Source organism: Streptomyces deserti, from assembly GCF_054782695.1.
Genome location: NZ_BAAGRZ010000004.1, coordinates 219782 through 239629 on the forward strand (window position 1 = coordinate 219782; position 19848 = coordinate 239629).

Annotated in this window: 17 protein-coding genes and 1 pseudogene; 7 read left to right on the forward strand and 11 right to left on the reverse strand. The window is 71.3% G+C overall.

All coding sequences use genetic code 11. The features are described from left to right. Positions 1-7 precede the first annotated feature (7 nt). Together ACYVMZ_RS11240 and ACYVMZ_RS11245 are read right to left on the reverse strand one after the other, a co-directional pair. Positions 8-704 (reverse strand): annotated as a pseudogene (locus tag ACYVMZ_RS11240) (phosphotransferase). A 208-nt stretch (positions 705-912) separates the two neighbouring features. After that, positions 913-2052 (reverse strand): glutathione-independent formaldehyde dehydrogenase, encoded by a 1140-nt coding sequence (locus tag ACYVMZ_RS11245; RefSeq protein ID WP_461078224.1) that lies wholly within the window; start codon positions 2050-2052, stop codon positions 913-915. A gap of 215 nt (positions 2053-2267) precedes the next feature. Between ACYVMZ_RS11245 and ACYVMZ_RS11250 the strand changes: the two genes are divergently transcribed. Further along, positions 2268-2462, forward strand: a complete 195-nt coding sequence (locus ACYVMZ_RS11250) for a hypothetical protein (RefSeq protein ID WP_461078226.1) — start codon at positions 2268-2270, stop codon at positions 2460-2462. 234 nt (positions 2463-2696) lie between these two features. Then, complete coding sequence (locus tag ACYVMZ_RS11255) at positions 2697-3854, forward strand: NAD-dependent formate dehydrogenase (protein ID WP_461078228.1); 1158 nt, start codon at positions 2697-2699, stop codon at positions 3852-3854. 102 nt (positions 3855-3956) lie between these two features. Here ACYVMZ_RS11255 and ACYVMZ_RS11260 read toward each other — a convergent pair whose 3' ends face one another. Beyond that, on the reverse strand, positions 3957-6440 hold the full coding sequence (locus ACYVMZ_RS11260) for an alpha-L-arabinofuranosidase C-terminal domain-containing protein (RefSeq protein ID WP_461078230.1): 2484 nt from the start codon (positions 6438-6440) through the stop codon (positions 3957-3959). A 154-nt stretch (positions 6441-6594) separates the two neighbouring features. On the opposite strand from ACYVMZ_RS11260, the gene ACYVMZ_RS11265 reads away from it, so the two are divergent. Then, a complete protein-coding gene (locus tag ACYVMZ_RS11265) occupies positions 6595-7035 on the forward strand; it encodes a DUF6314 family protein (RefSeq protein WP_461078232.1) in 441 nt (146 codons plus the stop codon). A 12-nt stretch (positions 7036-7047) separates the two neighbouring features. Here the strand turns inward: ACYVMZ_RS11265 and ACYVMZ_RS11270 are convergent, their stop codons facing one another. The 3 genes from ACYVMZ_RS11270 to ACYVMZ_RS11280 form a co-directional block, all read right to left on the reverse strand. Then, positions 7048-7641 carry a histidine phosphatase family protein gene (locus tag ACYVMZ_RS11270; RefSeq protein WP_461078234.1) on the reverse strand — a complete coding sequence of 198 codons (594 nt, stop codon included), beginning with the start codon at positions 7639-7641 and terminating at the stop codon, positions 7048-7050. A gap of 102 nt (positions 7642-7743) precedes the next feature. After that, positions 7744-8184 carry a GNAT family N-acetyltransferase gene (locus ACYVMZ_RS11275; protein WP_461078236.1) on the reverse strand — a complete coding sequence of 147 codons (441 nt, stop codon included), beginning with the start codon at positions 8182-8184 and terminating at the stop codon, positions 7744-7746. Between the two features lie 100 nt (positions 8185-8284). Beyond that, positions 8285-9727 carry an aminotransferase-like domain-containing protein gene (locus ACYVMZ_RS11280; protein ID WP_461078238.1) on the reverse strand — a complete coding sequence of 481 codons (1443 nt, stop codon included), beginning with the start codon at positions 9725-9727 and terminating at the stop codon, positions 8285-8287. Here ACYVMZ_RS11280 and ACYVMZ_RS11285 point away from each other — a divergent pair. Together ACYVMZ_RS11285 and ACYVMZ_RS11290 are read left to right on the forward strand one after the other, a co-directional pair. Beyond that, positions 9726-10643 carry a DMT family transporter gene (locus ACYVMZ_RS11285; protein ID WP_461078240.1) on the forward strand — a complete coding sequence of 306 codons (918 nt, stop codon included), beginning with the start codon at positions 9726-9728 and terminating at the stop codon, positions 10641-10643. The genes ACYVMZ_RS11280 and ACYVMZ_RS11285 overlap by 2 nt on opposite strands. A 113-nt stretch (positions 10644-10756) precedes the next feature. Then, on the forward strand, positions 10757-10960 hold the full coding sequence (locus ACYVMZ_RS11290) for a DUF1918 domain-containing protein (RefSeq protein ID WP_461078242.1): 204 nt from the start codon (positions 10757-10759) through the stop codon (positions 10958-10960). 1 nt (position 10961) lies between these two features. Here the strand turns inward: ACYVMZ_RS11290 and ACYVMZ_RS11295 are convergent, their stop codons facing one another. After that, positions 10962-12215, reverse strand: coding sequence for a glycoside hydrolase family 10 protein (locus ACYVMZ_RS11295; protein ID WP_461078244.1), 1254 nt, complete (start codon positions 12213-12215; stop codon positions 10962-10964). Positions 12216-12400: 185 nt separating this feature from the next. Here ACYVMZ_RS11295 and ACYVMZ_RS11300 point away from each other — a divergent pair, with 185 nt between their 5' ends. Both ACYVMZ_RS11300 and ACYVMZ_RS11305 read left to right on the forward strand, forming a co-directional pair. Then, on the forward strand, positions 12401-13276 hold the full coding sequence (locus tag ACYVMZ_RS11300; protein WP_461078246.1) for a 3-hydroxybutyryl-CoA dehydrogenase: 876 nt from the start codon (positions 12401-12403) through the stop codon (positions 13274-13276). A gap of 193 nt (positions 13277-13469) precedes the next feature. Beyond that, entirely contained in the window at positions 13470-13727 is a 258-nt protein-coding gene (locus ACYVMZ_RS11305; RefSeq protein ID WP_461078248.1) for a hypothetical protein, read from the forward strand. Positions 13728-13771: 44 nt separating this feature from the next. Here the strand turns inward: ACYVMZ_RS11305 and ACYVMZ_RS11310 are convergent, their stop codons facing one another. The 4 genes from ACYVMZ_RS11310 to pheS all read right to left on the reverse strand — a co-directional run bounded on the left by ACYVMZ_RS11310 (position 13772) and on the right by pheS (position 19782). Then, on the reverse strand, positions 13772-14317 hold the full coding sequence (locus tag ACYVMZ_RS11310) for an NUDIX hydrolase (protein ID WP_461078250.1): 546 nt from the start codon (positions 14315-14317) through the stop codon (positions 13772-13774). Between the two features lie 108 nt (positions 14318-14425). Continuing rightward, a complete protein-coding gene (locus ACYVMZ_RS11315) occupies positions 14426-15766 on the reverse strand; it encodes a transcriptional regulator (RefSeq protein WP_461078252.1) in 1341 nt (446 codons plus the stop codon). Positions 15767-16114: 348 nt separating this feature from the next. Next, the gene (gene pheT, locus ACYVMZ_RS11320; RefSeq protein WP_461078254.1) at positions 16115-18658 is read right to left on the reverse strand and encodes a phenylalanine--tRNA ligase subunit beta; all 2544 of its coding nucleotides are present in this window, start codon (positions 18656-18658) and stop codon (positions 16115-16117) included. After that, on the reverse strand, positions 18658-19782 hold the full coding sequence (gene pheS / locus ACYVMZ_RS11325) for a phenylalanine--tRNA ligase subunit alpha (protein WP_461078256.1): 1125 nt from the start codon (positions 19780-19782) through the stop codon (positions 18658-18660). Before pheS ends, pheT begins: the two co-directional genes overlap by 1 nt. Positions 19783-19848 lie beyond the last annotated feature (66 nt).

Below are 19848 nucleotides of genomic sequence, written 5' to 3' on the forward strand. Positions count from 1 at the left end.
TGCAGCCTCACAGCCGGGATCTCAGCACGGCGACCTCGGGCGACGGGTCGAAGCCGTGCTCGACCAGCCAGCGGACCGCCCGCAGGCTTCGCAACGACCACCACGCGCGGATCACGTCGAGGTCGACGTCGGTGCCGTAGCCGGCGACGACGTCGTCAAGGTGCTCCTCGTGTCCGAGCGTCAAGGTGGCGAGGTCGAACAGGGCATCGCCCGGGCCCGCCTCGGACCAGTCGATCACGCCGATGATCTCGTCACCGTCGACGAACACATGGGTGACCTGCAGGTCGCCGTGCGCGAACACCGGCGTCCACGGCCGGAGCGCGGCCTCGGCAACCCGGCGGTTGCGCGCGACCACGTCGGCGGGAAGGACGCCGTTGGTGACGAGCCACTCGCATGCGCCGTCGAGGTGCGATGCGATCTCGTCGAGGCTCCCACCGGGCCATGGCGGCACCCGCCGCGGTCCACGCCGCCGACGGCGCGATCGACGGCTCGCCGAGGCGGCCGAGTGCCGTCCCTGGGAGGGCGGCGAGCGCGAGCACGGGCGGCTTCCGCCACAGGACCTCCGGAGTCGGGATCGGCGCCATGGCCATCGCCTCGACCTCGATGTCGGCGCGCGTCCGATCGGCGTCGATCTTCAGGAACACGTCGCCGACGCGCAGGGTCGCGCGCTCGTGATGGGCGACGACGACCTCGACCTCTGCCACGTCGGCCATTATCGCGGGATGCCACCCACCGACGTCGCCGGGTTCATCGCATGCGACTGCGCGGCGGTGAGGAGTTCCCCCCTTCTCGAATGGCTGTGATCTCCGCCAAGGCGGCGAGCCGGCCGGACGCAGCCGGCGAAGGCATCCACCGGCTGGTCCGGCCGATCACGGCTCAGCCGCCTGCCGAACAGGGCGGTGTCAGGCGTCCTCAGTCGTGCGGGTGCAGGACGACCTTGGTGTAACCCTCCGTCCGCTTGTCGAACTTCTCGTACGCCATCGGCGCCTGGTCGAGGGGCAGCTCGTGCGAAACGACGAAGCTGGGCTGCGCACGGTCCTCGATGATCAGGTCGCGCAGCTGACGGTTGTAGCGCTTGACGTTGCACTGCCCGGTGCCCACGCGCAGTCCCTTTTCGAAGAGACGCCCGATGGCAACCACCAACATGCCCTGCTTCGACTGCTCATCTGGTCCGCCAGGGTCGCGCGGAACGTACAGGCCCGGCACGCCGAGAGCGCCCGTCGGCCGGACCGTCTCCACGAGCGAGTTCAGTACGATCGCCGGTTCCTCGCGATCCTCGCCACGCGCCTGGGCCTGGTAGCCGACGGCGTCGATGCCCTTGTCCGTGCCTTCACCCGCCGTCTGCTCCTTGATCTGCTCCACCGGGTTGCCCTGGGTGAAGTCGATCGGTACGGCGCCGATCTCCTCGGCCTTCTGCAGCCGCTCGGCCACCCGGTCGACCACGAACACCTTGCTCGCGCCGCGCAGTATCGCCGAGTAGGCGGCCATCAGACCGACCGGGCCGCCGCCGTACACGGCGACGCTGTCACCGGGGCGCACGTCGGCCAGCTCGTTGCCGTGGTAGCCGGTCGGGAAGATGTCCGCGAGAAGGATGAAGTCGGTCTCCTTCTCGGTGCCCTCGGGGAGCTTCAGGCAGTTGAAGTCGGCGTACGGCACCCGTACGTACTCGGCCTGGCCCCCCACGAAGGGGCCCATCGCCACATAGCCGTACGCACCGCCGGCGAAACCGGGGTTCACCGTCAGACAGAAGCCGGTGAAACCCGCCGTGCAGTTCTTGCAGAAGCCGCAGGCCACGTTGAAGGGCATGACAACGCGGTCTCCGCGGCTGAGCTGCGTCACACCCTCACCGGCCTCCTCGATGACGCCGAGGTTCTCGTGACCGAAGACGATCCCCGGCTCGGCGGCCGTGCGGCCCTCATACATGTGCAGGTCCGACCCGCAGATGGCGCTGGACGTGACACGGACGATCACGTCGCTCGGGTGCTGGATCCGGGGATCCTCCACCTGCTCGATCGCTACTTCGAACGGTCCCTTGTAGACGACGGCCCTCATGCTCGAACACCTCCACTGAGTGTGGTCGTTCGCTCACAGATCGGAACGGCGGCGCCGAGGGGACCCGCTGCATCCGTCGGGACCAGGTCCCCAACCCTGCAGCTCAACCGGTCTTCTGTGTCCTGGCTCATATTCCAGACTGGTGCATGATGAGATGATTTGCATCTAGAGACGGTGAAGTCCCGTTCCGCACCACTTCGGAAGGATCCAGAACCTTGTCGCGACGTCTCGGCACGCTCCTCGTCCCGGTATCCGGCCTGTCCGGCACGACCTATCCGGAAGGCACCCGGGTATCCATACGGGGCACCGGAGGCTCCGTCGACGGCTTCGTCGACGGAGACTGGCTGCCGCTCGCCTGGTGGGAGTTCGCGGACACCCAGCCCGAGGGCGCCCCCGACACCCTGGGGTAGCGCCCAGCACGGGCCGGGACGTGATGCCCGGCCGGCGCGACAGCCCGGTCCGGGGCGCGTCAGCGGATGAGAACGCCGTGGCCGAGGCACTGCCGGCGTGGCGATTCAGCCGCCCCGGGGACCGTTTTGGTGTGCGGCGGGCCGGGCACTTGGACTGGACAGCAAGGCAGGCCGGAGCGCATGTGGGGCTACCGGACTGCGCCGCGCGCCGGCCTTCGGCGAGAGGACGCGGCCATGGCGAAGATCCTGACGGTGCTTTATCCGGATCCCGTTGACGGCTACCCGCCCCGGTATGCCCGGGACGAGATTCCCGTCATCAGCGGCTATCCCGGAGGGCAGACGGCGCCCACCCCGCAGAGCCTCGACTTCAGACCGGGTGAGCTGGTCGGCTGCGTCTCCGGTGAACTCGGTCTGCGTCCGTTCCTCGAGGAGCGCGGCCACACACTGGTCGTCACCTCCGACAAGGACGGGCCCGACTCCGTGCTGGAGCGTGAGCTCCCCGACACCGACGTGGTGATCTCGCAGCCGTTCTGGCCCGCCTACCTCACTCCTGACCGGTTCCGGCGTGCGCCGCACCTGAAGCTGTCGATCACGGCCGGGATCGGTTCGGACCACGTGGACCTACCGAGCGCCATCGAACACGACGTCACCGTTGCGGAGATCACCTACAGCAACAGCATCAGCGTGTCGGAGCACGCGGTCATGCAGATCCTCGCCCTCGTCCACAACTACCTGCCCGCCCACGAGTGGGTCACCGCCCGCCGAGGGTGGAACGTCGCCGACTGCGTCTCGCGGAACTACGACCTGGAGGGCATGGACGTCGGCGTTTTCGGTGCCGGACGGATCGGCCTGGCAGTGCTGCGCCGGCTGAAGCCGTTCGAGGTGAGGCTGCACTACACCGACGTGCACAGGTTGCCACCGGAGCTCGAGCGGGAGCTGGGGCTGATCTGGCATCCGGATGCCCGTTCCCTGGCGGCCGCCGTGGACGTGCTCTCCATCCACGCGCCGCTGCACGCCAAGACGGTGAACCTCTTCGACGACGAGATGCTGGCGGCCATGAAGCGCGGGTCGTACATCGTCAACACGGCTCGCGCGCTGATCGTCGACCGGGACGCCGTGGTACGCGCCCTGGAGCGAGGCCATCTGGCGGGCTACGCCGGTGACGTCTGGTACCCGGAGCCGCCGGAAGAGGACCACCCTTGGCGCAGCATGCCGCATGAGGGCATGACACCGCACGTATCCGGTTCGACGCTCTCAGCGCAGGCCAGGTACGCGGCAGGCGTGAGGGAAGTCCTGGAGTGCTGGTTGGACGGCCGCCCGATCCGTCAGGAGTACCTCATAGTGGAGGGCGGGAGGCTCGCCGGGACCGGGGCTCGCTCCTACACGGTCTGACGCTGCGCTGCGGACACCCCCGGCAGCCTCCGCGCACCGCACCTCAGCGCGTGGGCCGCTGCCTGTCGGACAGCGGCCCACTCGTGGGGGTCCCGCCAGCGGCTACCTCTGCTTGATCCTGAGGAACGTGACGGAGTTCGCCGGGAAGGTGTACGTGAACGTGTCGGCCACGCCCCGGAAGGTGGACGTCACCGGGGTGACCGGCGTGTCCGTCTCGGTGTTCACCGCGTTCTCGTCGGCGGCCAGCGTGGTCACGCGGGCCGTGGAGGCGACCTTCGCGCCGCCCAGGTCGATCGCCGTACGGGCCTGCGTCCCCTGGGCGTTGACGACCTTGACGATCAGCTCGCCGGTCCGGTCGTCCTCGGTGACGACCTGGCGGAACGGCTCGGCCGGCTTGTCGTCGGTGAAGCCGCCCCACTCCTTGCCGTCGAGGTAGAGGGTGACCTGCCGGCCCCGCACCTTGATGTCGATGTCGTAGGCGCGGCCCGTCTCGATCGACCCGGCCTTGGAGATCAGCGTCGACTTGCCGCCGTCCGATGCCTGCTCGACGGCGGACTGGGTGTTGTTCCAGCCGCCCAGGTTCCACCAGTAGTAGTTGCCGGTGTCCTTGACGCCGAAGGCGACGAGGAAGCCCTCCTTGCCGGACTTCTTGGTGGCCTTCACATGCAGGTCGTAGTCCTTCCAGGCCGGGTCGCCGGCCGTGACCAGGGTGTTCTCGGCAGCGGTGTCCGTCTGGACGTACTGGCCGTCCTGGATGCTCCAGCTGCCGCCGCCGACGTGCTTCCACTTCGAGGCGTCACCGGAGAAGTCGTCGCTCAGCAGCGTCGAGCCGTCCGCGGCGGTGACCTTCACGTCGTCGTACGCGGCGCTGGTCGCCCACGTCGACAGGCCGACGGCACCCGTGATCGGGCCGGACACGTTCGGGGTCGTGCTCGCCCTCGACGGGACCACGCGGTCGCCGACGTTGGTCATGAACAGCTTCTGGACCTCGTAGTTGGCCGAGTTCCAGGAGGCGCGATTGTTGAACCAGATCATGTCCGGCCGCCACTGGACGTAGTCCTCGTTGGCGAGCAGCGGGGCGTAGGAGGCGAGCTTGACGATGTCCGCGTTGCGCTCCAGGCCGGTCATGTACGCGGCTTCCGCGAGGCCGTTCTTCCAGGCGTTGCCCTGGGAGGCGTACTCGCCGAGGAAGACCTTGGGGCCGCTGCGGTCGTAGGAGTCGTAGCGGTCGTTGTTCTGCAGGAACCACTGCGGGCTGTTGTAGTAGTGCTCGTCGACCATGTCGACGTTGCCCTCGCGGTTCAGCTTCCACGCGGTGTCGAAGGTCGTGCCGGAGTCGTCCGGGCCCGAGTTGGAGATGACGGTGATGTCCGGGTACTTCGCCTCGATGGCGGCCCGGAACTTCTGGAAGCGGGCGAAGAACTCGTTCGGCAGGTTCTCCTCGTTGCCGACGCCGATGTGGGTGAGGTGGAAGGGCTTGGGGTGGCCCATCTCGGCGCGGACCTTGCCCCACGTGGAGGTTGCCGGGCCGTTGGCGAACTCGATGAGGTCGAGGGTGTCCTGGATGTGCCGCTGGAGCAGCGCCTCGTCGTCGGTCGCCCGGTTCTGGCCGCAGCCGGTCACCAGGGCCGGGACGACGGGCAGCGGCATGGCGCCGATGTCCTCGGAGAAGCGGAAGTACTCGTAGTAGCCGAGGCCGTAACTCTGGTTGTAGCCCCAGAAGTTGGCGTTGGTGGCACGCTGCTCTACGGGCCCGATGGTGTCCTTCCACTGGTAGCTGCGCTTGCGCTGCCAGCCCGAGGCCTCGCTGTAGTCCTCCATGGAGCCGGTGTTGACCAGGCAGCCGCCGGGGAAGCGCACGAAGCCCGGCTTGAGGGCGGCGATCTTCTCGGCGAGGTCCTTGCGCAGGCCGTTCGGCTGGTTCTTGTAGGTGTCGCGCGGGAACAGCGACACCACGTCGAGCGCGGCCGAACCGGAAGAGGCGACGGTCAGGCGGCCGCGGTTGCTGGTGCGGGCCGCGGTGAAGGTGGCCTTGTACTTGGCCCAGCCGCCCTTCACGGCCACCTGGCGGGCGTCGGCGAGGGTGCCGGCGGCGTCCTTCAGGGTGACGGTCAGGGTGGTGCCGGCTTCGGCGCGGGCCCACACCGAGAAGTCGTACCTCTTGCCCTGCTCGACGCGGATGCCGGTGTTGTAGCCGGCGTTCGTGACGGACGAACCGGCGCCCAGGGAGAGGTAGTTGCGGTTGCGCTCGTTCAGGCGGCCGGAGTCGTTCACGACCTGGGCCGTGCCGGCGACCGTCCAGGAGGTCAGCGGCGTGTAGGAGCCGTTGTCGGCGGTCGAGTACTCGAAGGACCGGTTCTGCACGAGCTCGGCGTACAGTCCGCCGTCGGCGGCCCGGTTGATGTCCTCGAAGAAGACGCCGTACATCGTGTCGTCGATCGTCGCGCCCTTGGCGGCCGGGTCGACGGTGATCGTGTAGTCGGTGACGTCCTCGGCGTGCGCGGGGGCCGGGACGAGGGCGGCGGCCGTCAGGAGAGCGGTGGCGGTGAGACCGAATCTCCAGCGGGCGCGGGTGGTGCGTGACATGGATACTCCGCGGCTCGGTGTCAGGGGAGTCGGAGTCGACCCCTGATGTTCGAAATATCAGACATTGATCAGCACTTCGAACGGCAAGATAGGGAGGGGACCAGGGCGCGTCAATGGGTCGTGCAGCAATGGATGGGACGGAGTGCGGGACGGGATGGGCGAGTTCTGGCCAGTGCCGGACGTGCTGGCGTATCTGGCCGGGAGCTGGCGCGTCGAGCGGTCCGTGCGGGACCTGGCGAGCGGGGACCGGGGCGAGTTCCGCGGGACCACGGTTTTCGGCCCGCTGGAGGACGGCGGTCTGCTGCACCGGGAGTCCGGCGCCTTCGTCTGGCGGGGCGTGGCCCGGCCCGCCGAGCGGACGCTGCGTTTCCTGCCCGGCCCGGGCGGCACGGCGGACGTGCGGTTCGCGGACGGCCGCCCCTTCCACGACCTCGACCTGGCCTCCGGGCGGTATGTCGCCGACCACCCCTGCGCGGCGGACCTCTACCGCGGCGAGTTCACCGTCCGCGACGCCGACCACTGGCGGACGGTCTGGCGGGTGCGCGGCCCCGCCAAGGACCTCGTCCTCACGACGGAGTACACGCGCGGGGACTGAGGGATCTTCCGGCTATGTGCGAGCGGGCTGGGCGAACGCCCCGTCGAAGCGCAGGTTCCAGCGGCCCGCCCGGCCCATCACGGTGGTCGTCGACAGCGGGCGGACGTCGATGTTCCAGTACGTCGAGGGCGGCGCCTTGAGCACGTACACCAGGGCGGCCCGGATCACGGACGGCTCGGCGACCGCGACGATCCGGCAGCCGTCCTCCACGGGCCGGGTGTCGAGCCAGCCGCCGACCCGGGAGATGAAGGCGTGCAGCGACTCCCCGCCGTGCGGCGTGGCGCGCGGGTCGGCGAGCCAGGCGTCCACCGACTCCGGTTCCCGGGCCATCGCCTCGCCCAGCGTCAGCCCGCGCCAGCGGCCCATGTCGCAGTCCCGCAGGGCGAGCTGCGCCAGCGGGGCGTACCCGAGGGCGTCGCCGGTGGTACGGCTGCGCGGGGTCGGCGAGCAGTACCGCAGCTCGGCGGCCGCGAGGGGCAGCAGGTCGCCGACGGCGCGCTGCACCTCCTCCCAGCCCGCCTGGTCCAGCGGCCGGTCGTCCTCGAAGCGCTCGGCGAGCGCCGAGGAACCGCGCGCGGCGGCGACGAACGTGACCCGAAGTGACATGCGTGGATGGTGAGCCGCCGAACTGCGCCGGTCAAGGGTTGTTACCCGGGAGTTACCCAGGGTGCGCCGCCCCTTACTGACCGCCCCCTTACTGACCGCCCCTTACTGACCGAAGGTCAGCGCCATCCACTGGTCGGGCCGGTCCAGCGGCCGGAAGCCGAGCCTCTCGTACACCCCGTGCGCGTCGTGCGTGGCGAGCAGCATGCGCCGCAGCCCGTACGGCCGCAGGTGCTCCCGTACGGCCGCCACCAGCGCCGTGCCGAGCCCCTTGCCGCGCACCGACGAGTCGACGTACACGTCGCACAGCCAGGCGAAGGTCGCCCGGTCGGTGATGACCCGGGCGTAGGCCACCTGCTCCCCCGTCACCGCCTCGTACACGCCGAAGTTGAGCGAGCCCTCGATCGCCCGGTCCTGCTTGTCGCGGGTGCGGCCCAGTGCCCAGTACGCGTCGGTGGACAGCCAGTGGTGCACGCGCCCGGCGTCGATGCGGGCGGGGTCGGCGGAGATCTCGTAGCCGTCGGGGAGGCTCGGGGTGTCGTTCATGACGGGAGGTTTCCAGGCCGGGGCTGCGGCGTCGACCGGTTTTCCGCCGACCACCTGTGGCTCAGGGAGCGCCATGCGGGCTCGTCGCGTCGTCCCAGGGTCAGAGCACCTCGTCGCAGGCCGTACGCAGGCGCCGCACGCCCTCCGTGATCTCCCCGGTCCCCGCGACCGCCGCGAAGCTCAACCGGACGTGTCCCGCCGGGGGTTCGGCGCTGAAGTACGGCCGGCCCGGAGTGATGGCCACGCCCGCGCGCAGGGCGGCCGCCACCAGGGCGGATTCATCGGTGCCGTCGGGCAGGCGCAGCCAGAGGTGGTAGCCGCCCGACGGGACGTGCGGCAGGGCGAGTTCGGGGAGGCCGAGCCGGAGCGCGGCGGTCATCGCGTCCCGGCGTGCCTTCAACTCCGCGGAGATCGCGCGCAGATGGCGCGGCCAGGCGGGCGAGCCGACGAGTTCGAGGGCGGCTTCCTGAAGCGGCCGGGGCACGAAGAAGGTGTCGACGACCTGGATGGCGCGCAGCCGCTCCAGAACCGGGCCGCGCGCGGCCAGCGCGCTCACCCGGAAGCTGGGCGAGGTGGCCTTGGTCAGGGAGCAGACGTGGACGACGACGCCGTCGGGGTCGTCGGCGGCGAGCGGGCGCGGCAGCGGGCCGGCGTCCTCGTGCACGAGCCGCCGGACGAAGTCGTCCTCGACGACGAACGCGCCGGCCTCGCGTGCGATGCGCAGCACCTCGCCGCGCCGCTCGGGCGCCAGCACGGCACCGGTGGGGTTCTGGAACAGCGGCTGGCAGACGAAGACGCGGGCGCCGCTCGCCCGGAACGCGTCGGCGAGCAGCTCCGGCTTCACGCCGTCCGCGTCCACGGGGACGGGCAGGGGGCGCAGTCCGGCGGCGCGGGCGATGGCGAGCATGCCGGGGTAGGTCGGCGACTCGACGAGGACGGGCGCGCCGGGCGGGGCGAGGGCGCGCAGCGCGGTGGTCAGCGCGGACTGGCCGCCCGCGGCGATCAGCACCTCGGCGGCCGTGACCGCCCCTCCGGGGCCGCCGATGCTCCGCGCGAACCACTCCCGCAGCTCCGGCAGCCCTTCCATGGGCGGCCGCCCCCAGGCCCCCGGGCGGCGGCCCGCGCGGGACAGGGCGGCGGCCATCGCCCGCTCCGGCTGCAACGCGGGGTGCAGATAGCCGCCGTTGAACTCGATGACCCCGGGCGGCGGGGCGGCGAGCGAGACCAGCACACCGGAGGCGTCCACCGAGCGCGGTACGAGGTCGGCGGAGCCGTCCGCGCTGAGCGCGACCTCCTGCCACGAGGGGTCCCCGACCGGGGTGACCGGCGTCCGGGGCGGCGCGCGGAACGCGCCGGCGCCGGGGCGGGTGACCACCAGCCCCTCGGCGGCCAGCTGCGCCAGGGCACGCGAGACGGTCACCGGGCTCACCCGGAACCGCTCGACGAGGGCCCGGCTCGACGGCAGCTTTCCACCAGGCGAGTAGCGGTCGAGCTCCCGCCGTAGCTGGCTCGCCAGGTCACCGACACTGCTACGCTCTTGCATGAAAGCACAGAGTAGCGCTACTGCGACACCGCGGATAGCAGTCAGCACCGGCCGGGAGCGCTCGGGCTTCGGCGTCCTCCAGGCCGCCCTCGGCGTCACCGCCTTCTCCCTCACCTTCCCCGCCACCGCCTGGGGGCTGGAGGGCTTCGGTCCGTGGTCCCTGGTCGCCGTGCGCAGCGTCCTGGCCGCCCTCGTCGCGGGCGGCTGTCTGCTGGCGATGCGCGTCCCGCTGCCCGCCCGTCGGCACTGGCCGGGCCTCGCGGTGGTCGCCGCCGGAGTGGTCGTCGGCTTCCCGATGCTGACCACGCTCGCCCTGCAGACGTCCACCACCGCGCACGCGGCCGTCGTGGTCGGCCTGCTCCCCCTGACGACCGCGCTCCTGTCCGCCCTGCGCGTCGGCACCCGCCCCTCGCGCACCTTCTGGGCGGCGGCGCTCGCGGGCGCGGCGGCGGTGGTGGCCTTCACGGTCCGGCAGAGCGGCGGCGCCCTGACGACGGCCGACCTGTACCTGTTCGCCGCGCTGCTGGTGTGCGCGGCCGGCTACACCGAGGGCGGACGGCTGGCCCGGGTGATGCCGGGCTGGCAGGTCATCGGCTGGGCGCTGGTGCTGTGCCTGCCGCTCGCCCTGCCCGCCGCCGCGCTGGCCCTGTCGCAGGAGCCCGTGGAGCTGACCGGGCACAGCGTGGCCGGGCTGCTGTGGGTGGCGGCGGGCTCGCAGTTCCTCGGCCTGGTCGTCTGGTACCGGGGCATGGCGGCGATCGGCATCCCGAAGGCCAGCCAGTTGCAGCTGGCCCAGCCCCTGCTCACACTGGTGTGGTCGGTGCTGCTGCTGGGCGAGCACCTGACGGTGGCCGCCCCGCTGACGGCCGCGGCGGTGCTGGTGTGCATCGCCGTCACCCAGCGGGCGCGTGGCTGAGCGGGCCGGACGACCCCCTGGCGGGCCGCACGCCCCCTGCCAACCGGCGCCTCGCGCCGTAGACTCGAGGCCACGGACCGCTGCTCCCCCACATGGTGAGGAGGCCCCAGACGATGCGTGCAACCGTCGGCGACCAGCTTGTCCAGCACGGCAGGGTGGTCGGTCAACACGACAAGGTCGGCGAGATCGTCGAAGTGCTGGGCCCGGAGGGCAACCCGCCGTACCGCGTCCGGTTCGAGGACGGGCACGAGGGCGTGTGCTCCCCCGGCCCCGACTCCGAGATCCGGCACAGGACGCCGCAACAGGAGACGCAGTAGATCAGCGCGGTGGCTTCGCCGGCTGCTGGTAGTGGTCGGCGACCACCCGCGCCATCGCCCCGATCCGGTCCGTCGACACGTCCCTGGCGGCGAAGAAGACATGCCCGCGCACCTGCGCGTGGTCCCGGGCGAGGGTGAGGTGCCGGGACAGCTCGGCCGGGTCCTGCCAGGCCCCGGGCTGCGCCGGGTCACCGGCCTTGTACAGCGCCTCACCCACGTACAGCCGCGTCGCGCTCCCGCGCGCGACCTCGTCCCACCAGGAGAGCAGCTTCGCGTAGTCGGCCGCGGCGAAGCCGATGTTCCAGTACAGCTGTGGGCAGAGGTAGTCGATCCAGCTCTCCCGCACCCACCGGCGGGTGTCCGCGTGCAGATCGTCGTACGTCTGCACGCCCGCCTGCGTGCCGGAGCCGAGCGGGTCGGTGGCGGCGTTGCGCCAGACCCCGAAGGGGCTGATGCCGAAGCGTGCGGCGGGCCGGATCTGCTTGATGCGGGCCGCCATCTCGAGCACCAGCTTGTTGATGTTGTCCCGCCGCCAGGCGGCCCGGTCCGGGAAGGCGGCGCCGTACCGGTCGTAGGCCGCGTCGTCGTCGAAGGTCTGACCCGCCACGGGATACGGGTAGAAGTAGTCGTCGAAGTGAACGGCGTCGACGGGGTACTTCCGCACCGCGTCGAGCATCGCGTCCTGCACGAACGCGCGGGCCTCCGGGAGCCCGGGGTTGTAGTAGAGCTTCCCGCCGTACGTCACCACCCAGTCCGGGTGCGCGCGGGCGGGGTGGGAGGCGACCAGCCTCGTCAGGTCGCCGTGGGCCGCGACCCGGTACGGGTTGAACCAGGCGTGCAGTTCCAGCCCGCGGGCGTGGGCCTCCTGCACCGCCGTGCCGAGCGGGTCCCAGCCGGGGGCCGCGCCCTGCGTGCCGGTGAGGTACTGGGACCAGGGCTCGTACGGCGAGGGCCACAGCGCGTCGGCCGCGGGCCGCACCTGGAAGACCACGGTGTTGAGGCGGTTGCGGACGGCCAGATCGAAAAGGCCGATCAGTTCGGCGCGCTGCTCGGCGGCGGTCAGGCCGGTACGGGAGGGGAAGTCACGGTTCGCGACCGTGGCGATCCACATGCCGCGCAGCTCAAGGGGTGCACGCCGGGGGTGCTGTTCCGTCCCCGCCATCGCGGCGGTCGCCGCCACGCCTCCCCCCGCCGCCAGCGTCGCCAGTGCGGTCACCGCGAACGCCCGCCGTGACAGCCGCGGCTTGCGATGCATGCCCGTACCTCCGTATGCCGTGGAACCGCCCTGGTGGCGGATCATCCCGCCCTCGCTCGCCCCGCGCCAGCCTGCCACGCGCCACCCGGCTGATCGATCAGGAGTCGCCGAAGGTAACGTGCAGGTTTGGAGCAGGCACCGAACACGGCGGACCTGCCACCGTGATCAGCAGCGAAAGGGACGATGTGACGGACACCCCATCGGGAGACATCGCACGCGTCGGAGTGGTGGGCTGCGGTCAGATGGGCGCGGGGATCGCCGAGGTGTGCGCCCGGGCCGGTCTGGACGTGATGGTCGCCGAGACCACCGGCGAGGCCCTGGAGATCGGCCGCACCCGGCTGTTCAACTCCCTGACCAAGGCGGCCGAGCGCGGCAAGATCACCGAGGCGGAGCGGGAGGCCACCCAGGCCCGCCTCAGCTTCACCACCGACCTCGGCGAGTTCGCCGACCGCGACCTGGTGATCGAGGCCGTCGTCGAGAACGAGCAGGTCAAGACCGAGATCTTCCAGGTGCTGGACCAGGTCGTGACCCGGCCGGACGCCATCCTGGCCTCCAACACCTCCTCCATCCCGCTGGTGAAGCTGGCGGTCGCCACCTCACGGCCCGACCAGGTCATCGGCATCCACTTCTTCAACCCCGCCCCGGTGCAGAAGCTCGTCGAGCTGATCCCGGCCCTCACCACCTCCGAGGGCACCATCAGCCGGGCGCAGCTCTTCACCGAGAAGGTGCTGGGCATGCACTCCATCCGCGCCGTGGACCGCTCCGGGTTCGTGGTCAACGCGCTGCTGATCCCGTACCTGCTCTCCGCGATCCGGATGTTCGAGACGGGCATCGCCAGCCGCGAGGACATCGACAACGGCATGGAGATGGGCTGCGCCCACCCGATGGGCCCGCTGAAGCTGTCCGACCTCATCGGCCTGGACACCGTCGCCTCGGTCGCGCAGTCGATGTACGAGGAGTACAAGGAGCCGCTGTACGCCGCTCCCCCGCTGCTCCAGCGCATGGTCGACGCGGGCCGGCTGGGCCGGAAGACCGGCTCCGGTTTCTACACCTACGGCTGATTACGCACGGTCAGATTTCGGCCAGTTCACGGGCCCGGCACCGGAAAGGGTGCCGGGCCCGCGGCATTCACACACCGTGTGCGCGCCGGGCTCGCATATGCCACTCACACACTCTCCCCACGCGCCCACCAGGCGAGTTGACTCAGCATGCGCATGCAAGGGATGTGAGACGACTACGGAAAGGAGCGGACTTGTGACCGCCGATCCCGAGCATCCCGTCGTCCATGGAGAACTCGCAGAGTTACGACGCCGCCTCGACGTGGCCTACGCCCGCGTCGAAGGCGGACTGGCTCTGCTCAGCCATCGCACCGAGGAGACGGCCAAGGAACTGGACGAGTTGAACACCCGGATCGTCACCCTGGAACATGCCCGCTGGCCGCTGCCCTCGATCGCGGCCATCACGGCCGTGGGCGCGCTCGTCGTGGCGATCTGGCAGGCGCTCGGCCGCTAGCCCGGCCGGCAGACCGCCGGCCCGGCCAGGACGCGGTGGGGGGATCAGGGCAAGGCGTCCTGCCCGAGCCTGAGGTGGTGCAGCAGGAGTAACGCGGCCGCCATGTTGGCGGCCGGGACCTCCCCGCGGGCGACCATGTCGGGGACGAGCTTGAGAGGGACCCATTCCCGGCGGTCCGACTCGAAGTCGTCCACGGGGTGCCCGACGTACTCCCCCTCGTCGGCCCAGTAGATGTGGTGCCGGGCGTCGGTGAGGCCGTTGGACGGCTCCACGCTCATGAGGTGGCGCAGAGGTCCCGGCCGCCAGCCGGTCTCCTCCTCGAGCTCCCTGGCGGCCGCGACGGCGATGTCCTCGCCGTCCTCGACCACCCCGGCCGCGAGTTCCCACCCCCAGCTGTCGGTGATGAAACGGTGGCGCCAGAGCAGGAGGACCTCATTGGCCTCGTTCACCACCGTGGCCACGGCGACGGGCCGCAGCCGTATGAGGAAGTGGTCGAGATGCCGGCCGTCCGGCAGCTCGACATCCGCGAGATTGACCTTGAACCAGCGGTTTGAGTACACAGTTTGTTCGTTCTGTTTCGTCCACTGCACGGTTCTGCCACCTTTCGCTGGGTAAGGGGCAATATCGCAGCAGGGACGGTCTGACAGCAGGAGCGCCGGAAGCCGCTCGTGGCGCGGTGCGCTCCGGTTCGTGGAGGTTTACAGCGGTACGCGCAGCGCCCCGTCGATGAGTTCGGCCGCCTCGGCGGTGCCCGCGCAGCCGCTGCGCACCAGGTGCTCGCGTACCGCGCGCAGTCTGTCGCGCAGCCGCTGGGACTCCATTCCCCGGGCCTGTTCGGCCATCTGCACCGCGATGGCCACCGCCTTGTCGGCGTTGCCCTGCCGCAGCTCGATCGTGCTGAGCATGGCGAGCCGGTGCACCCGTCCCCGGTCGTGCGCCGGGTTGTCGACGGCCGCCGCCGCGTGCTCCCCCGCCGCCGCGATCTCGCCGAGGCTGAGCAGCGCCTCAGCCACCTGGACGTTGACCAGGCCGGGCTGGACATAGCCGGTCTCATCCGGTTCGTAGCCGCGCCGGATGCGTTCGGCGGCCTGCTCGGCACGCCGGATGCAGGACAGGGCGCTCGTGCCGTCGCCGAGGTGGGCGTACGCCTTGGCCTGCATCGCGTACAGGTCGGAGGCGAGCGCGGGGGTGATGTGCTTGCCGGCGGCGCGCAGCGCGGCCTCCGCGAAGGCGACGGCCTGCCGGTACTCCCGCATGAACAGCGACTGGTTGACCAGCAGCGCGATGACGTACGCCCCGAGCCCCCGGTCCCCGCTCGCCTTCGCCAGCCGCAGCGCCTGGTGGAAGTAGCGCTGGGCGAGCCCGTGCGCGTCGGAGTCGTACGCGCAGATGCCGGCGATCGCCACCAGTCCGCCGGTGGCCCGGTGCAGTTGACGGCCGGTGGCGTCGGTGTACCCGCCGCGCAGCAGCGGGGCGGCCTCGGCGTTGAGGAAGCCGACGATGCGGGCGCGGGTCGCGATGCCGCCGGCCTTGCGGTACATCTGCTCGTAGTGCGTACGGGCGGCCCGCAGCATCTCGATGTCGCCCGGGGTGACCCGGTGCCGGCCACCGCGGGAGACGTCGACGTCCTCCGGCGGGTTCTCCCACTCCCACACCGGCATCACGGCGGGGGTGCCGGTGAGCGCGGGCGCGCCCAGGATGTGCGGGCGCTGCTGCTGGTCGGAGCGCCACAGCGCGGTGGCGCGTTCGACGAACCCGGACAGCGAGCCGGTGTGCGGGGCGGCCGGTTCGCCGGGCACACCGAGGCCGATGTCGTCGAGCGTCACCGGCCGCTGCAGCCGGGCGGCGAGCACCTCGCAGATCAGGTCGGGCACCTGGCCGCGGGGCCGCTGCCCCTTCAGCCACCGCGCCACGGCGGTGTGTTCGTAACGGAGGGCGAGCCCGCGTCTGCGGCCCGCCTGGTTGACGTGCGCGGCCAGTCCCGCGTGCGAGATCCCCGCCTCGTCCAGGATCGCGTCGAGCAGTGTGTTGGGCTGCATGTGGGCCCCCCGGGTGGCTCGGTGCCGACAGAGTAGTGGGTCCGCCTTCACACGGGGTGTGAACGGAGTGCTCGAATCCGCAGGGTGCGCGCGCTGTCGCGCAGAGTTTCCAGCCGGTTGACTGAAATGCCTCGCAAGAGGCCGGCCGGGCCGCCGGCTCCCCCTCGTACAACGCGGCGGCCCGCTTCCGCCGTCCGCCCAGCTGCCTGCCCGACACTCCGTGGCGGGGCGGACGGCCCGCCGGCGGCAGGGCCTGTGTCACAGCGCAGGCCCTGACAACGCAGACGGACCGGCCTCGAAAGACCGGTCCGATTCTGTCGACCGCATGCCCTCAATACTCGGGCGCCTTCAGCTCCGCAGCACAGCCCCAGTCCGCTCGCCCGCAAGGGCAACCGCAGCATCCCTCGCCGCCGACGCCTCATCCACCGTCAGCGTCCGGTCGGCCGCCCGGAACCGCAGCGCGTACGCCAGCGACTTTCGTCCCTCACCGAGCTGCTCGGCGTTCTCGTACACGTCGAACAGCCGGATGGACTCCAGCAGTTCACCGGCCCCCTCACGCAGCGCCGCCTCGACATCCGCCGCCGGAACGAACGCGTCGACGACGAGCGCGACGTCCTGCGTGGCGACCGGGAACGTCGAGATGCCCGGCGCCTGCGGGGTGGCGTCGCCCACCTGCTCCAGGGCGTCCAGGTCCAGTTCCATCGCGCAGGTCCGCGCGGGCAGACCCAGTGCCTTGACCGCGCGGGGGTGCAGCTCACCGGCGTGGCCGATGACGCGCTCCGCGCCGCCGGCCGTGATCACCAGCTCGGCGCACCGCCCCGGGTGCCACGGCCCGTACTGCCCCTTGCGGACGGTCAGCTCGGCGCCGGCCTCCCGCGCGACCACACGCGCCGCCTCGACGGCGTCGGCCCAGTCGGCCGGACGGCCCTTGCCCCACCAGCCGGCCTGCTCGCGGGCGCCGGCGAGGACGACGGCGACGTGGCGCGGCTGCTCGGGCAGCGCGGAGTTGAGCTCCGCGATCTCCTCGTCGGTGGGACGCCGGTCGACGGGCAGCCGGACGGCGGCCTTCTGCTCCTCGCGCGGGTGGAAGACCAGGCCGGTCTCGAACAGCGCCAGGTCGTGCGAGCCCCGCCCGTCGTTGCGCCGCAGGGCGCCCAGCAGGCCCGGCAGCAGGGACGTACGGAGGGCCGGCTCCTCGTCGCTGAGCGGGTTGGTGAGCCTCACGACCCGGCGGGCCGGGTCGTCGGCCTCCAGGCCGAGCTGGTCGAAGACCTGCTCGCTGACGAAGGGGTAGGTCGGCGCCTCGACGTAGCCCGCCCCGGCCAGGGCACGGCCGACACGGCGGTGCAGCCGCTGTCGGTGGGTCAGGCCCCGGCCGGCCGGCGGCTTGGGCAGCGTGGAGGGCAGGTTCTCGTAGCCCTCCAGGCGGATGACCTCTTCGGCCAGGTCGTTCGGGTCGGTGAGGTCGGGCCGCCAGGACGGCACGGTGACGATCAGCTCGTCCTGCCCGTAGACGTCGCAGCCGATCTCCTGCAGACGCCGTACGACGGTCTCGCGGCCGTACGTCACGCCCGCAACCTTGTCCGGGTGGTCGGCCGGGATGGTGATGGTGCGCGGCGCGGACGGGGCGATCACCTCGGTGACACCGGCCTCGGCGGTACCCCCGGCCAGCAGCACCAGCAGGTCCACCGTCCGCTGGGCGGCGGCAGCGGCGGCCTGCGGGTCGACACCGCGCTCGAAGCGGCGGGACGCCTCGGAGGACAGCTTGTGACGGCGGGCCGTCCGCGCGATCGACACCGCGTCGAAGTGCGCCGCCTCGATGACCACATCCGTCGTGGCGTTCTCGACGTCGTCGTGGTCGGCGATCTCCGTGTCGGCGCCGCCCATGACACCCGCGAGGCCGATCGGGCCGCGCTCGTCGGTGATGACCAGGTCCTCGGCGTCCAGCGTGCGCACGACGCCGTCGAGAGTGGTGAGCTTCTCGCCCGGCTCGGCCCGGCGTACGCCGATCGCGCCCTGGACCAGTTTGCGGTCGTAGGCGTGCAGCGGCTGGCCGAGCTCCATCATCACGTAGTTGGTGACGTCGACGGCGAGCGAGATCGGGCGCATGCCGGCCTTCTGCAGGCGGCGCTGCAGCCAGATCGGGGAGCGGGCCTCGGGGCTCAGGCCGGTCACCGTGCGCGCGGTGAAGCGGTCGCAGCCGACGGGGTCGGAGATCCGCACCGGGTAGCCGAACGCGTTCGGGGCGGGCACGTCGAGCAGGGCCGGGTCGCGCAGCGGCAGGCCGTAGGCGATGGCGGTCTCGCGGGCGACACCGCGCAGGGACAGGCAGTAGCCCCGGTCGGGCGTGACGGCGATGTCGAGGACCTCGTCGACCAGTTCCAGCAGCTCGATGGCGTCCTTGCCGACCTCGGTCTCCGGCGGCAGCACGATGATGCCGTGGCTGCCGTCGTCGCCCATGTTCAGCTCGTCGCTGGAGCAGATCATGCCGCGCGACATCCTGCCGTACGTCTTGCGCTCGGCGATCTGGAAGTCGCCCGGCAGGACCGCGCCCGGGAGGGCCACGACGACCTTGTCGCCGACGGCGAAGTTGCGGGCGCCGCAGACGATCTCCTGCGGCTCGCCCGTGCCTCCCCCAGTGCCGAAAGCCTGGGAGGTGCCCCCAGTCCGGCCGACGTCGACGGTGCAGAAGCGGATCGGCTTCTTGAAGCCCTCCAGCTCCTCGATGGTCAGCACCTGGCCCACGACGAGCGGGCCCTTCAGGTCGGCGCCGAGCTGCTCGACGGTCTCGACCTCCAGACCGGCCGCAATGAGCTTGGCCTGCACGTCACGGCCGGTCTCCGTCGCCGGCAGGTCGACGTACTCCCGCAGCCAGGAAAGCGGGACCCGCATCAGATCTCCATCCCGAACGGCCGGGTGAACCGGACGTCACCCTCGACCATGTCTCGCATGTCTTCGACGTTGTGGCGGAACATCAGCATCCGCTCGATGCCGAACCCGAAGGCGAAGCCGCTGTACTTCTCCGGGTCGACGCCGCAGGCGGTGAGCACCCGCGGGTTGACCATGCCGCAGCCGCCGAGCTCGATCCAGCCCTCGCTGGAGCAGGTGCGGCAGGGCCGGTCGGGGTTGCCGACGGACTCGCCCTTGCAGACGTAGCAGAGCATGTCCATCTCGGCGCTCGGCTCGGTGAAGGGGAAGTAGTTCGGCCGCAGCCGGGTCTTCATGCCCTCGCCGAACAGCGACTGGACCATGTGGTCCAGGGTGCCCTTGAGGTCGGCCATGGTCAGGCCCTCGTCCACGGCGAGCAGCTCGATCTGGTGGAAGACCGGGGTGTGCGTGGCGTCCAGCTCGTCGGTGCGGAACACACGGCCGGGGCAGACGATGTAGACGGGGGGGTCGCGGTCGAGCAGGGCGCGGGCCTGCACCGGCGAGGTGTGCGTGCGCAGGATGACCCCGGACTCGCCGTCGTCGCCCTTGGGGCCGTCGACGAAGAAGGTGTCCTGCATCTGCCGCGCCGGGTGGTCGGGCGTGAAGTTCAGGGCGTCGAAGTTGAACCACTCCGCCTCGGCCTCGGGGCCCTCGGCGACCTCGTACCCCATGGACACGAAGACGTCCGCGACGCGCTCCATCATCGTGGTCAGCGGGTGCCGGGCGCCCGCCGGTACCCGGTCGTAGGGCAGCGTGACGTCCACCGCCTCCTCGACCAGCACGCGGGCGTCCCGCTCGGCCTCCAGTTCTTCCTGGCGGGCCGCGAGCGCCTTGTTCACGGCACCGCGGGCCTGGCCGACGCGCTTGCCGGCCTCGGCCTTGGCGTGCGGGGGCAGGGCGCCGATCTCGCGGTTGGCGAGGGCCAGCGGGGAGGCGGGGCCGGTGTGGGCGACCTTGGCCTCGTGGAGCGCGTCGAGGGAGTCCGCGGCGGCGAAGGCGGCGAGCGCCTCGTCCCGCATGCGCTCGATCTCTTCCGGTTTCAACGCCTCGACCTCGACAGGGTCGTACGACTTATTGGGTGCCGACATCTCTTCCCGTGCTTCCGATTGGCTGGCTGACGGTCCCCGTCACCGACTCGTCACCGTGTTTGGGAC

Coding starts and splice junctions, on each gene's coding strand:
- ACYVMZ_RS11315 (WP_461078252.1), bottom strand. CDS start 15,766: ATGCAGCCCAACACACTGCTCGACGCGATCCTGGACGAGGCGGGGATC.
- ACYVMZ_RS11290 (WP_461078242.1), top strand. CDS start 10,757: ATGCGTGCAACCGTCGGCGACCAGCTTGTCCAGCACGGCAGGGTGGTC.
- ACYVMZ_RS11265 (WP_461078232.1), top strand. CDS start 6,595: ATGGGCGAGTTCTGGCCAGTGCCGGACGTGCTGGCGTATCTGGCCGGG.
- ACYVMZ_RS11245 (WP_461078224.1), bottom strand. CDS start 2,052: ATGAGGGCCGTCGTCTACAAGGGACCGTTCGAAGTAGCGATCGAGCAG.
- ACYVMZ_RS11285 (WP_461078240.1), top strand. CDS start 9,726: ATGAAAGCACAGAGTAGCGCTACTGCGACACCGCGGATAGCAGTCAGC.
- ACYVMZ_RS11270 (WP_461078234.1), bottom strand. CDS start 7,641: ATGTCACTTCGGGTCACGTTCGTCGCCGCCGCGCGCGGTTCCTCGGCG.
- ACYVMZ_RS11280 (WP_461078238.1), bottom strand. CDS start 9,727: ATGCAAGAGCGTAGCAGTGTCGGTGACCTGGCGAGCCAGCTACGGCGG.
- ACYVMZ_RS11295 (WP_461078244.1), bottom strand. CDS start 12,215: ATGCATCGCAAGCCGCGGCTGTCACGGCGGGCGTTCGCGGTGACCGCA.
- ACYVMZ_RS11275 (WP_461078236.1), bottom strand. CDS start 8,184: ATGAACGACACCCCGAGCCTCCCCGACGGCTACGAGATCTCCGCCGAC.
- pheS (WP_461078256.1), bottom strand. CDS start 19,782: ATGTCGGCACCCAATAAGTCGTACGACCCTGTCGAGGTCGAGGCGTTG.
- pheT (WP_461078254.1), bottom strand. CDS start 18,658: ATGCGGGTCCCGCTTTCCTGGCTGCGGGAGTACGTCGACCTGCCGGCG.
- ACYVMZ_RS11255 (WP_461078228.1), top strand. CDS start 2,697: ATGGCGAAGATCCTGACGGTGCTTTATCCGGATCCCGTTGACGGCTAC.
- ACYVMZ_RS11260 (WP_461078230.1), bottom strand. CDS start 6,440: ATGTCACGCACCACCCGCGCCCGCTGGAGATTCGGTCTCACCGCCACC.